Origin of the sequence: Tabrizicola sp., assembly GCF_034366665.1 — a bacterium.
Taxonomy (GTDB): domain Bacteria; phylum Pseudomonadota; class Alphaproteobacteria; order Rhodobacterales; family Rhodobacteraceae; genus Tabrizicola.
The window spans coordinates 1-13,347 of the sequence record NZ_JAXMMF010000094.1 but is presented as its reverse complement, the minus strand read 5'-3'; the positions used below and the strand labels follow the sequence as shown (position 1 = coordinate 13,347).

The following is a 13,347-nucleotide window of genomic DNA, read 5'->3' as shown; positions in this document are numbered from 1 at the left end:
GGGCTGCTTGAACTGGTCATGATAGCCCTCGCCACAGGTGGCGCAGGTATAGCGGCCCGAGACGCGGGCGATCATCGCCGTGTCCTCGACTTCCAGGCTGACGGCGGCGGTGACTTTGCCACCGCCTTCGGCCAGCAACTGGTCCAGTGCCGCGGCCTGCCCCGCCGTACGGGGAAAGCCGTCCAGGATGATGCCCTTTGCCACGTCGGGCTGCGCCATCCGGTCCTTCAGCACCGCCAGCACGATGGCATCCGAGACCAGCTGCCCGGACTCCATGACCGCCTTGGCCTGCTTTCCCGCCTCGGTCCCCGCAGCGACGGCAGCGCGCAGAAGGTCGCCGGTGGAAAGCTGGACCAGACCGAAGTCCTCCTCCAGCATCCGCGCCTGCGTGCCTTTGCCCGCACCGGGGGGACCAAGAAGGATCAGGACAGGACCCACGGCTCAGGCCTTGTTCATGCGGTTGGCGATCAGGTCGTCGACCACCGCCGGATCGGCCAGGGTGGAGGTGTCGCCCAGCGCGCCAAAGTCGTTCTCGGCGATCTTGCGCAGGATGCGGCGCATGATCTTGCCCGAGCGGGTCTTCGGCAGGCCCGGCGCCCACTGGATCAGATCGGGCTTGGCGATGGGACCGATCTCGTTCCTGACCCAGGCTTCCAGCTTCTTGCGCAGGTCCTCGGTCGGCTCGACGCCTTTCATCAGGGTGACATAGGCATAGATGCCCTGCCCCTTGATGTCGTGCGGGTAGCCCACGACGGCCGCTTCCGCGACGGCTTCATGCGCGACGAGCGCCGACTCAACCTCGGCCGTGCCCATCCGGTGACCCGAGACGTTGATCACGTCATCGACCCGCCCGGTGATCCAGTAATAGCCATCCGCATCGCGGCGGCAGCCGTCTCCGGTGAAGTAATAGCCCTTGTACTGGCTGAAATAGGCTTCCTCGAACCGCTGGTGATCGCCCCAAAGTGTCCGCATCTGGCCCGGCCAGCTGTCGGCAAAGCACAGCACACCTTCCGTCTCGGTGTCGGACTGGATCGCACCCGAGGCCGCGTCCAGCACCACCGGCTGCACCCCGAAGAACGGCACCGTGGCCGAACCCGGCTTGGTCGGGATGGCTCCCGGCAGCGGCGTCAGCATGTGGCCGCCAGTCTCAGTCTGCCAGAACGTGTCGACGATCGGCAGTTTGCCCTTGCCGACATGGGTGTTGTACCAGGCCCAGGCCTCGGGGTTGATCGGCTCACCCACCGAACCCAGCAGTTTCAGCGACGACAGGTCGTGCTTTTCCACCCACTCGGTCCCCAGGCCCATCAACGACCGGATCGCCGTGGGCGCGGTATAGAACTGGCTGACCTTGTGCTTGGCGCAAACCTCCCAGAACCGGCCCGCGTCGGGGAAGTTCGGCACGCCTTCGAACATCAGCGTCGTGGCCCCGTTGGAGAGCGGCCCGTAGACGATGTAGCTGTGCCCCGTGACCCAGCCCACGTCCGCCGTGCACCAGAAGACATCGCCGTCATGGTAATCGAAGGTGATCTGCTGCGTCATCGAGGCATAGACGAGGTAGCCGCCGGTGGTATGTACCACGCCCTTCGGCTTGCCCGTCGACCCCGAGGTATAGAGGATGAACATCGGGTCTTCCGCGCCGACCTCGACATAGGGGCAATAGGGCTTCGCCGCCGCCATCTCGGCGTTCAGGTCGAAGTCGCGGCCCTCGACCCACGAGGTCTGGTCGCCCGTCCGCTTCACCACCAGCACGCGCACCTTGTCCGAACAATGCAGCAGCGCCTTGTCGGTGTTGTCCTTAAGACCGGTCTTCTTGCCTGCCCGCGGCGCCCAGTCCGCTGTGATCACCAGCTTGGCGTCGCAATCGTTGATCCGGTTCGCCAGCGCGTCGGGAGAGAACCCGCCGAAGACGATGGAATGAACCGCACCGATCCGGGTGCAGGCCAGCATCGCATAGGCCGCTTCCGGGATCATCGGCATGTAAAGAACAACCCGGTCGCCCTTGGTCACGCCATGCGCCTTCAGGACGTTGGCGAGACGGCAGGTCTGCTCCAGAAGTTCGCGGTAGGTGATGTGCTTGGACGGGGTCTTCGGATCATCAGCTTCCCAGATGATCGCGGTCTGATCGGCGCGGGTCAGCATGTGGCGGTCGATGCAGTTGGCGCTGACGTTCAGATGACCGTCCTCGAACCACTTGATCGACACGTTGCCGGGCTGGAACGAGGTGTTCTTGACGCGGGTATAGGGCTTGATCCAGTCCAGGCGCAGACCTTCCGCGCCCCAGAACGCCTCCGGGTCCTGCACCGAGGCCGCATAGCGCGCCTCATACGCCTTCGCGTCGACATGGGCTTTCGCCACGAAGTCGTTCGATGGCGGATAAATGGATTTGGCGGCTTCGGTCATTTTCTCTCCTCCCGGAAGGGGTGTGGGCCGACACCCCGGAACAGCGTGGGACTGGGTCAGGATCACTTTTCCCTGCGCACAGAATACCACCGCGTAAAGAATTTCGTAACCCCCTATTTTTCATCAATAATTCTGTAAACTACTTGACTGGCGTATCGTCAATTCCGTAAATGTGTGAAAATTGTGGCAGCCAAGTGCTTGCTTTCACTGGCGCGTTACCGCTCACGCCGGTGTGAAGGCCGATGGATTTCGCGTGAGGGCGGGGAACCGGACGGGCCGCGTCCCGGTTCAACCCGATTCGCCGCCCGGTTGCGCATCCAGCGCCGCGTCGACCTCGGCCAGACTGGCCGAGAACTGCACTTCCGGCTCGTGCAGGCCTTGCGCTTCCAGCTGGCGGCGCAGCGCGGGTTTCAGGCCGACAAGGTAAAGCCGCCCACCCCGTCGCCGCGCGCGGGCCGCCAGGCTGTGCATCCCCCGCGCGCCCGAGCTGTCGATCAGCGGCACGCCCGACATTTCCAGCACCAGCGCGCGCGGAGCCTCGGCGATGCGGTCCAGGACGCCGCCCAGCTGTGCGGCCGCGCCAAAGAAGTAGGGGCCCTCCAGGTGATAGACCACGCGGTCGGCCCGGGGCCTGTCCAGATGTTCCTCACGCGGGCGCATGCCGGCGGTCTCGGACATCCGCTTGATGAAGACCAGGCCCGCCAGCGCGAAGCCGACGACGATCCCCTCGGTCAGGTCCCGGAAGACGACCAGCAGGAAGGTCGCAAGGACCACAAGCGCATCGCCCCGGCTGGACCGCAGCAGGGCCGCGAACTCGTGCCGTTCGGCCATCCCCCAGGCGACGACGGCCAGAACGCCCGCAAGTGCTGCCAACGGGATATAGGCGGCAAGGGGGGCCGCAACCATCAGGAAGGCCAGCAGGAACAGAGAATGCAGCATCCCCGACACCGGGCCGCGGCTCCCCGCCCGCACGTTGGTCGCCGTCCGGGCGATGGTCCCCGTGACGCAGAACCCGCCGAAAAGGCCCGAGCCGATGTTCGCCACCCCCTGCGCCACCAGTTCCGCGTTCGACCGGTGCCGTGCGCCCGACATGCCATCGGCGACTACGGCAGACAGCAGCGATTCAATCGCGCCCAGCAGCGCGAAGCTTGCCGCCCAGGGCAGCGCCTGTTGCCACAGTGCCAGATCCGGCAGCGCGGGCATCGGCAGCATCTGCGGCAAAGCTCCGAACTGCGAGCCGATGGTCGCCACGGGAAAGGCCAGGGCCGCCACGACGACCGAGGCCAGCGCCACCGCGATCAGCATCCCCGGCCAGTGCGGCCGGACCCGGCGCAGCCCCAGGATCACCGCCGCCGTCAGCGCGGCCACCGCCACGGCGGCCCAGGTCACCGTCCCCCGCGCCTGCCACAGGGCGCGGACCTTTTCGACGATCTCGCCGGGTTCGGCGCCGGGCAGCGTCAGCCCGAACATCTCGCGCAGCTGGCTTGCGAAGATGATGACGGCGATCCCCGCGGTGAAGCCCACTGTGACCGGATAGGGGATATAGCGGATGTAGGTGCCCAGCCGCAGAAGCCCCGCCACGATCAGGATCACGCCCGACAGGATCGTCGCCAGGATCAGCCCCTGCACCCCCGTCGCGGTCACGCAAGCGGCGACCAGCACGATGAAGGCCCCCGCCGGTCCGCCGATCTGATACCGGGACCCGCCCAGCGCGCTGACAAGGAACCCGCCGACGATGGCCGTGTAAAGCCCGCGCTCCGGCCCTACTCCGCTGGCAATGGCGATGGCCATCGACAGGGGCAGTGCGACAATGGCGACGGTCAGCCCGGCCAGCGCATCGGCACGCAAGGCCGAAAGGCCATAGCCCTCGCGCCAGACAGTGAAGAGCTTCGGCAGGAACTCGGACGGGCCGGTGTGGCCCCGTGCGGTGTCGGTCATGATGGCATCCAGGCCAGGAGATACGCCAGTAATCGCTGGCAAGTCTGCGGGAATGGCGTCAGAAGACTCCTCCATATCCCGACTGTCAACTGCCGCGAGGCTGCATGACCCCCGATCCCAAACGCCCTGACCCCAAACGCCCCGATCCCGTCCAGCCTGCAAATGCCGAGGCTCTGGCGCTTGTCCACCAGCTTCTGGCACTGGGCCACGCCGCCCTGGCCTGGCAGGACCCCGAGACCCGCACCCCCGGCATCAGCCGCATAGCCTTTGCCCGTGATCCGCAGGTGGGACTGCTGACCCTGGTGTCGGGCCTTGCGCCCCACTTCCGCGCCCTGCGCGACCGCCCGGACTGTGCGCTGATGCTGGGCAACGTGGGCGACAAGGGTGACCCCCTCACCCACCCCCGCCTCATGATCCGCGCCCGGGCCAGCTTCGTCGCCCCCGACGACCCCGCCCGCCCCGGCCTTCGCGACCGCTGGCTGCAGCGCAACCCAAAGGCGCAGGTCTACATCGACCTGCCCGACTTTGCCTTCGTCCGGCTGACCCCGACTTCGGCCCTGCTGAACGGCGGCTTCGCCCGCGCCTTCCACATAGCGCCCGAGGATCTGTGAAACGAAAACGGGCGGCCCCGTAGGACCGCCCGCGTCATGAAACTTCGAAGGATCAGGCTGGCACGTCCATCCGCATCGTGACCAGCGCCTTGCCCCGCACGGCCTCGCCCCAGCGGACCTGCGCCTCGTTGCCGCCCGCGCCCGTCCCCGGCACCGAATAGGGGAAGACATACCGCGCAGCACCCGCCCCGTTGGTGATCATCCCTTCGGGTGCCACCGCCTCGACCATGCGGATCCGCGCCCCAAACGGCACGAAGCCGCCCGCACTGACGTTCCAAGTCTCGGCCGCGGTGTTCTGGGTGTGGGCCACCTGGACCGGGTTGATGATCCACTGGGTCACGTTGTTGAAACTGTTGCCTTCAACCCGCACATTCCGCGACCGGTTGAAGTCCAGCGTCGCAAAGCTGGTATCCACCATGTCCACCCGGTCGACGATGGCGCTGACGCTGCGGAAGCTGTTCGACAGGATCGAGAAACCCGACAGGAAGTGCCCCGGCCCGTAAGGCTTGACCACGATCCACCGGAACGCCGACGAGGTGTCGATCGAGATGAACACGTTGCCGACGATGTTCAGCCCGCCGAACGAGAACTCGCCATTTTCCTGCGGCTCGCTGTCATGCTCGTTGCCCCATTCGATGAAGCAGTTGTCGATGTAGTTCCCCGTCACCACGGTCGAGACGTTGGTCTGCGTGAAGACCAGCCCCGCCCGTCGCAGGCCCGCCGAGGAGTTGTCGCCCTGGAAGAAGTGGTTCGCGTGGATCAGGTGGCCGGACCCGTGGACAATGGCGAAATGGGCGAAGCGGACGATCCGGTTGTTGCGCAGCTTGACGTCGTTGGCGTTGATGTTCAGACAGATCGTGGTGCGGTTGACGGCATCCACGCTCTGCTCGTTCGACAGGAACTGGCACATGTCGACGAACATGCCCTGGCAGCCGTCGCCCGGAGAGGTGATCGCCCGGTCCTGCGGCCGGTTGAAGGTGCAGGACAGGAATCGCTGGGTGTTTCCGGTCATCGGCAGCATGACCGCCGATCCGACGCCATTGTTGTTGAACTCGACATCTTCCAGCTCGAACCGCGACATCAGCTGGAAGCCGGACAGGTCCAGCATGTATTTGAAGCGCCGGAAGGTATAGGTCCGCGTGCCGGCCGCTGCATAAAGCGGCTCGCTCAGGGACAAGGTCCCCGCGCTGACGTTCTTGCCCGAGACATAGACCTCGCGGCCCACGCCCGTCCCGATGACCAGCGAACCGACCGGGATATTCGCCACGTTGGCGACATTGGTCAGCGTCAGGTTGTTGGCGGTCGAGTAGGTGGCAATCGAGGTGAACTCGTCGGTCGTCCAGGCCGGGCCGGGGATCGCGACAAGCGAGCCGTTCCGGATGCCCCGGCGGCTGGTGAAGTTGGTCAGCCCCGACAGCGCCGCCACGTCGATGGGCGCGGTCATCTCGACCCGGCGGCCGGACAGGTCCAGCGTGACGTAGTCGGTGAAGTAGAACAGCGCCTGCAACGCGCGACGAAAGCCCTCCAGTTCCGTCCCGAAGGCCTGGCCATAGGTGTTCAGGTCATAGTTCCGCGTCAGCACCAGGCGGCGGTTCGACGGCATCGACACCGTGCCCTCGAACCGGATGCGGCTGTTGATCGTGACGTCCGAGTTCAACCGGAAAGTGCCCGACGGCACCAGGATCTCGCGCCCCTGGGCATCGGCGTCGGCGGCCAGGAAAGCCGGAGCATCGTTGGTGGTCCCGTCGCCCAAGGCGCCATAGTCGCGCACGTCGACCCAGTCCATCAGCTTGCGGATGAAGATGTTGGTCACATCCTCGACCTCGATATCGTCGATCCGCACGACGCCCCCGTTGGCCCCGGTCAGGTCCAGGCCGACATGGGCATAGACCGACTGCAGCGACCAGGGCAACGTGACCCCCGTCCGGCTGGCCGGAGAGATGATCGCACTCACCGTCACCACCTGGCCGTACGCCGTAAGCGCGACCGAGGCCCCGGTCTGCGGCAGGCCGACGACGTTCTGCCCGCTTACGTCCCCCGCCCAGGCCGCAATGCGGACCGAAGGCAGGTTCCCCGACACCGCCTTCACCCGGGCCGTCACCCGCAGATACAGGCCCGGCTGGATCGGCGTCTGCGCAAAACTCCGCAGCTTCTGCGTGGCTTCGGTCTTCTGCAGCTCCAGACAGCCGCCGAAATCCTGGTCATTGGTGACCAGCGCCGCGTTCGGCTGGCCCTGGTAGGACCCCGAACCGGGCGTCCCGTCCTCGCGCGACCAGAGGTTGAGCCCTGCCGAGAACGGCGGCGGCATCAGGACCAGCCCGTCAGTGATAGCCTTGTTCATCTTTGATTTCCCTTGCCTCGCTTCGCGCCACTGCCACGCGCGATGCGCCAGGACCCCCCGGAGACACCGCGCCGTCATGGGGCCAAGGGGGTAGCAAGGAAGGCTTAACCGCGGCTCATGCCGCCGCGCGCAGGACCCGCGTCCGACGCAACAGGAAGGCCGCTGCCAAAGGGGGTGCACTGCCACCCCAAGCGTCCCCTCTCCCCCGGGGGGAGAGGGTCAGGGTGAGGGGGAGACCACGCCAGATACGTGCTGAAGATGGACCCTCAGGCGCCGACGTCGGGCGCAGGCAGGATCTGCACCGCGTTGATCTGCCAGCCCTCGGCGGTTTCCACCATCATGTAATCCAGCAGCCACCCCGCCCCGGCCTGATCGGTGATCCGCACCCGCTGCCACAGGTTCCCCGCCACCTCGCGCAGGTCCATCATCTGCACCTCAGCCGGGCGATAGACCATCGGATAGCCCTGCTTGACCATCGCCCCGAAATTCTCGGGCGTGCCAAACATCCCCTTGATCGTCGGGCTGGCAAAAGTGAAGGCCCGGGCGAAATCGTCGGCCTGAAAGGCGTCGATCTGGCTGCGGATCGTATCCTGGATCGGCGCTTCCTGAGCGGCGGCGGGCAAGGCCAGGACAGCGGCAATCAACGCGGCGTAAAGACCATTGCGCATCGGCAAGTGCTCCCAATCGGACGTCCCCTTGGCCTTTCGACCTAGACCGCCGCGCCAGAAGTCAACGGCAGGGCGCTTGACAGCCCCCCCTGCCCCCGCGCCACCATAGCCGCACCCAACCGGAAGGATCTGCCCATGCGCGCCGCCCTTGCCTGCCTCACCCTTCTTGCCGCCCCTGCCTTCGCCCAGTCCGAAGAAACCGTGACCATCGACACGCCCCTTGGCCCGGTGATCGGCACCCTGGAAACCCCGGCAGGCGACCCTGCGCCCGTGGTCCTTCTGTTCCACGGCTTCACCGGCGTCCGCGACGAACTCCCGGTCGCCACTACCGACGAAGGCGTCTTCTCCCGCACCGCGCGGCTTCTGGCCGAACAGGGCATCGCGTCCCTGCGGATCGACTTCCGCGGCTCGGGTGAAAGCCCCGGTGCCTTCGCCGACACCACCTTCGAAGGCCAGGTCGCCGACGGCCTTGCTGCCCTTGACTGGCTGGAAGCGAACCCCGCCGTCGATGGCCAGCGCCTTGCCATCATCGGGTGGAGCCAGGGCGGCCTTGTCGCCACCGCCGTCGCGGGCCGGTCCGACAAGCCCGACGCTCTGGTTCTCTGGGCCGCCGTGGCGAAACCCGAAGAAACCTTTGGCGGGATCATCGGGGTCGAAAACCTTGCGAAGGGCCTTGAGGTCGGCGATGCCGCTCTACCGATCACGCTCCCCTGGGGCGCGACAATCGAACTCAAGCGCGGTTTCTTCGAAGGCGTCACCACTTTCGACCCCCCGGCCGAGCTTGCCTCCTATGCTGGCCCGCTCTTCATCGCGCATGGCACCAAGGACACCACGGTACTGCCCGCCGCCGTCGACACCTTCCTGACGGCGCATGAGGGCGAAGAAGCCAGCTGGAGCGCTGAAATGGACCACGTCTTCAACGCCTTCACTGGGCCGGAAACGCTGGACCAGATGGTTGGCGAGACAGTTGCTTTCCTCAAGCCGCACCTTCAGTAGAAACCTCCTCGTTCGACTTCGTCTCCTCGTCGGATCGCCACTGCGAGGAGGAGACGAAGTCAAACGACAAGCCGCGCCGTTCCCAGCGTGGGCAGGTAGATGATGGCCGTGACTGCTGCGAAGCCGGCTCGCCTTCACGCCCACCCTGCCCAAACCGCGAAAGGCCGGACGCGTCAACCTTGCCCAATCTCGTTGGCGCAGCAGAGCGATCGGGCCGCCTTGCGGGAGGTCAGGCCACCAGCTCTCCCGCCAGCGCCCGTTCCATCAGGGCTACCGTCTCCTCGACACCATAAAGGGCGATGAACCCGCCGAACCTTGGCCCGTCCGACGCGCCCAAAAGCACTTCGTACAACGCCTTGAACCAGTCGCGCAGCGGCTCGAACCCATGCTCTTTGCCCACCGCAAAGACCATCGACTGCAACGCCTCGTCGTCCGTCGCCCCGTCCCAGACCTTGAGCCTTGCGACCAGATCCTCCATCGCCGCCCGCTCGCGGTCGTCCGGCAGCCGGAACACCCGCGTCGGAGCGATCTTGTCGGCAAAGTAGCGCACCGCATACCCCGCAGCCGCATCCAGATCGGGATGCGTCTCGGGCGACGCGTCCGGAGCATAGCGCTGCAGGAACTTCCACAACGCCCCCGCATCCTTCGCCCCCGAAACCGAGGCCAGGTTCAACAGCATCCCGAACGAAACCACCATCTTTGACTCAGGCGGCTTCCCCCCGTGGATATGCCAAACCGGGTTGTTCACTTGGCTCTCGACCGTCTGCTCAGGGTAAGCCCGCAGCTGCTGGTGATACTCATCCACCGCCCGCGGGATCACGTCGAAATGCATCCGCTTCGCCGTCTTCGGCTTTTGGTACATGAAATACGACAGGCTCTCCGTCGCCGCATAGGTCAGCCACTCGTCGATGGTCAGCCCGTTCCCCTTCGACTTACTGATCTTCTGCCCCTGGTCATCCAGGAACAGCTCATAGGTCATGTGGTTCGGCTTCCGGCCCCCCAGAACCTCACAGATCCCGTCGTAGATCGGAGTGTTCGTCGAGTGGTCCTTCCCATACATCTCGAAGTCCACATCCAGCGCCGCCCAGCGCGCCCCGAAATCCGGCTTCCACTGCAGCTTCACATGCCCGCCCGTCACCGGCAGCGTCCACTCCCGCCCGGTCTCGTCGTCAAACGTGATCTCGCCCCGCACGGCATCCACGTGCTTCATCGGCACATACATCACCCGCCCCGTCTCCGGATGGATCGGCAGGAAGCACGAATAGGTCTGCTGCCGCTCCTCCCTCAACGAGGCCAACATGATCGCCATGATCGCATCATACCGCTCGGCGCACAGCCGCAAGGTCGCGTCAAACTGCCCCGACTTGTAGAACTCCGTCGCCGAGATGAACTCATACTCGAACCCGAACGTATCCAGAAACCGCCGCAACATCGCGTTGTTGTGGTGCCCGAAACTCTCGAACTCCCCATACGGATCGGGAACCGAGGTCAACGGCTTCTGCATATGCCCCCGCAGCATCTCCTGCTGCGGCACGTTCTCCGGCACCTTCCGCATCCCGTCCACGTCGTCGCTGAAGCAAATCAACCGAGTCGGAATGTCCGAAATGATCTCGAACGCCCGCCGGATCATCGTCGTCCGCGCCACTTCCCCGAACGTCCCGATATGCGGCAACCCCGACGGCCCGTAGCCCGTCTCAAAGAGGACATACCCCTTCGCCGGGTCCTTCCCGCCATAGCGTTTCAGCACCGCGCGGGCCTCTTCAAAGGGCCAGGCCTTCGAATTCATCGCCGCATCACGCAGGGCACTCATCGCTATCTCTCCAGCTAAGCCCGCAAACCCCAATGTCGCAGGCTCCCGTCCTCTATTGCCCCCCGCCCCCCCCGTCAATAATCTGCCGCCAACCGCAGACAGGAGCCGACCATGCCCGAATCCGCCATGTCACCCCAGGACGCGCTTGTGGCCGTCATGGTCGCCTGCTCCGCCTCGGACGAGAACATGCGCACCGCCGAGCTGGTGGCGATCACCCGCATGGTCAACCACATGCCCGCCTTCGCCACCTACGACCCCGACCGCATCCAGCGCGTCACCCGCACGGTGTTCGACCTGTTCGAGGAAGAAGACGGCCTCGCCGCCCTCTTCGGCCTGATCCGCGAGGCCCTGCCCGAGCGCCTCTACGAGACCGCCTATGCCCTGGCCTGTGACGTGGTCACCGCGGACGGGAGGCACTCCCAGGTCGAGCTCCGCATGCTGGAAGAGGTCCGCGAGGAGCTGAAGATCGACAGGTTGCACGCGGCAGCGATTGAGTGGGGCGCACGGGTGCGGCATATGGGGGTGTGAGGGCGCGGGCACTAAATCGTGCAAGTTCGCTATTCGTTGCGATACACTCTAGAAGTAAGGCGTAGTAGATGATTGACCTTAAGGCAGAAACTACAAACCTCCTGAAGGCCAAGTCCGCGTCGCCTTTTCTCTTTGTAGGTTCTGGGTTCTCCCGACGGTACATTGGGCTGGAAGACTGGCGAGGACTTCTTTCAAAGTTCTGCGATGGGGTCGGAAGTTTCGAATACTATGTTGCTTCAGCGAATGGAAACCTTCCAAAGGCTGCGGAACTAATTTGCAAAGATTTCCACGAGATTTGGTGGAAAGACTCGAAGTATGAGAAATCACGAGAAAAATACAAGGGGACTACGAAGGCAGTCCCTGACGCCTTAAAGAATGAGATATGCGAGTACTTGCAAGAGGTCAGTGTCTCTGGCTTGCAAGAGGAGTCGATTCAGAAGGAGTTATCAATTCTTAAGGAAGCCAATGTCGACGGAATTATAACAACTAATTGGGACTTCCTTCTTGAAGAAATCTTTCCTGAGTACCGAGTCTTTGTTGGGCAGGAAGAACTACTATTCTCTAATCCACAGGCGATTGCAGAAATATACAAGATACACGGATGTGCGAGCAGGCCGCAGAGCCTTGTTCTGACGTCCGAAGATTACAACGACTTTGAAGAAAAGAACCCCTACCTCGCAGCAAAACTAATCACACTTTTTATTGAGCATCCCATCTTCTTCATCGGCTACTCTGTGACAGATCCGCACATTCAGAAGATCATCTTTTCGATCGCACAATGTTTAACACCTGAAAAATTGGATCAGTTCAGTGAGAACTTGATCTTCGTTCGCAGATCAGGCGGAAAGGAAGATTCCATTCAGAAGTTTACGTTCAGCGAGGGTGGTAGAACGATCATCGCGACCGTCCTCGAAACTGACGACTTTTCCAACGTCTATTCAGCGATCAACGAAACCAAAAGAAAGATTCCGGCCCGGATTTTGAGATACTGCAAAGAACAAATGTATGAGCTGATGAAATCTGAGTCTCCCGAGAAGAAGATCGCAGTCATCGATATTGACGAACTTGATGCCAGTGAAGAAGTGGAGTTTGTGGTTGGCGTTGGCGTTGCCCAAGCTCAATCCGAGAAGAAGGAAAAGCTTGCGGAGAAAGGCGAGAAGGCACTTGCAGAAAGTGGCTATCAAGGCATAAACCTATCTGACATTTACACGGACTTTGCAAAAGAAAAATCCCTGTTTGACTCAGAGAAGCTTCTAAAGTTGGCGTTTCCTATATTCTGCAGATCAAGCACAACTTACATTCCCGTGTTCCGTTATCTTCGGGATGTTGGAATCAACACGGCCCAGGAACTAAAGGACTCCAAATACACTTCTGCTCGTGTAGTCTGTGAGAAGATTGCGAAGAAGAGCTATGCCCTCCCATCATACAAGAAGCCTTATGATAAATACTGGGCAGGAAAAACCACGGCCGAAATAATTGCAGGCGCCGACCAAGCAAAGGTTGCTGCATTCATTCCACACCAGAGTCCAGAAAATGTTGACTTGAAAGCTCTTCGAGACTTTATTCTTGCTCACAAGCCCGAGGACTTCATCGACCCCTACTCTTCGTTTTATCGAAAGCTCTGCTCATTCTACGACAGATTGGCGTACGGCTTTGACCTGTCGTAGCCCATCTCAGTTCTTTTGCTCGTCTTCTGACCATGAAACTGTCACCCTCTTAAGTCGAACTTTGATAGCCTGTGCTGTCCGATTAACCACCCCCTTAACAAACCCTTACCGTCCACACCAATTCCCAAGCAAATTCAACCCCTTACTCCCATCCGTCCACCGTGGACACCCGCCCGGAGTCCCTTGCGGCCCCCGCCCCCAACAAACCCCCTTCCCTTCCCCGATTTCCCCCGTATAGTCGACCCCATGATCAGGGGCCATCATATCCATTCCCTCGGGGCAGCCAGCCCCGCGCTCCCCCGTGGTCTCCTCCTTCTTAGCCGCCTCTGAGCGTGCCCCCGGGCGCGACCGCTCAGAGGTGACCAGCGCCCCCCCGGCAAAGCTAAGA

At 63.1% G+C, this 13,347-nt stretch carries 10 protein-coding genes; 4 read left to right on the top strand and 6 right to left on the bottom strand.

Translation table 11 applies throughout. The features are described from left to right. The 3 genes from U1E69_RS12385 to U1E69_RS12375 all read right to left on the bottom strand — a co-directional run. A partial coding sequence (locus tag U1E69_RS12385; protein ID WP_322244673.1) for a nucleoside monophosphate kinase occupies positions 1–438 on the bottom strand: 438 nt, incomplete at its 3' end. Between the two features lie 3 nt (positions 439–441). Beyond that, positions 442–2,400 (bottom strand): acetate--CoA ligase, encoded by a 1,959-nt coding sequence (gene acs, locus U1E69_RS12380; RefSeq protein WP_322244672.1) that lies wholly within the window; start codon positions 2,398–2,400, stop codon positions 442–444. 288 nt (positions 2,401–2,688) lie between these two features. Next, positions 2,689–4,338 carry a SulP family inorganic anion transporter gene (locus U1E69_RS12375; RefSeq protein ID WP_322244671.1) on the bottom strand — a complete coding sequence of 550 codons (1,650 nt, stop codon included), beginning with the start codon at positions 4,336–4,338 and terminating at the stop codon, positions 2,689–2,691. Positions 4,339–4,442: 104 nt separating this feature from the next. Here U1E69_RS12375 and U1E69_RS12370 point away from each other — a divergent pair, with 104 nt between their 5' ends. Beyond that, positions 4,443–4,949 (top strand): pyridoxamine 5-phosphate oxidase, encoded by a 507-nt coding sequence (locus tag U1E69_RS12370; protein ID WP_322244670.1) that lies wholly within the window; start codon positions 4,443–4,445, stop codon positions 4,947–4,949. A gap of 52 nt (positions 4,950–5,001) precedes the next feature. Here U1E69_RS12370 and U1E69_RS12365 read toward each other — a convergent pair whose 3' ends face one another. Further along, on the bottom strand, positions 5,002–7,290 hold the full coding sequence (locus U1E69_RS12365; protein ID WP_322244669.1) for a glycosyl hydrolase family 28-related protein: 2,289 nt from the start codon (positions 7,288–7,290) through the stop codon (positions 5,002–5,004). Positions 7,291–7,556: 266 nt separating this feature from the next. Next, positions 7,557–7,958 (bottom strand): DUF4864 domain-containing protein, encoded by a 402-nt coding sequence (locus U1E69_RS12360; protein ID WP_322244668.1) that lies wholly within the window; start codon positions 7,956–7,958, stop codon positions 7,557–7,559. Positions 7,959–8,093: 135 nt separating this feature from the next. Here U1E69_RS12360 and U1E69_RS12355 point away from each other — a divergent pair, with 135 nt between their 5' ends. After that, a complete protein-coding gene (locus U1E69_RS12355; RefSeq protein ID WP_322244667.1) occupies positions 8,094–8,954 on the top strand; it encodes an alpha/beta hydrolase family protein in 861 nt (286 codons plus the stop codon). Positions 8,955–9,183: 229 nt separating this feature from the next. On the opposite strand, the gene U1E69_RS12350 is transcribed toward U1E69_RS12355, so the two are convergent. After that, positions 9,184–10,764 (bottom strand): lysine--tRNA ligase, encoded by a 1,581-nt coding sequence (locus U1E69_RS12350; RefSeq protein WP_322244666.1) that lies wholly within the window; start codon positions 10,762–10,764, stop codon positions 9,184–9,186. Between the two features lie 111 nt (positions 10,765–10,875). On the opposite strand from U1E69_RS12350, the gene U1E69_RS12345 reads away from it, so the two are divergent. Together U1E69_RS12345 and U1E69_RS12340 are read left to right on the top strand one after the other, a co-directional pair. Next, positions 10,876–11,292 (top strand): tellurite resistance TerB family protein, encoded by a 417-nt coding sequence (locus U1E69_RS12345; RefSeq protein ID WP_137111449.1) that lies wholly within the window; start codon positions 10,876–10,878, stop codon positions 11,290–11,292. Between the two features lie 68 nt (positions 11,293–11,360). Further along, a complete protein-coding gene (locus U1E69_RS12340; protein ID WP_322244665.1) occupies positions 11,361–12,959 on the top strand; it encodes an SIR2 family protein in 1,599 nt (532 codons plus the stop codon). Positions 12,960–13,347 lie beyond the last annotated feature (388 nt).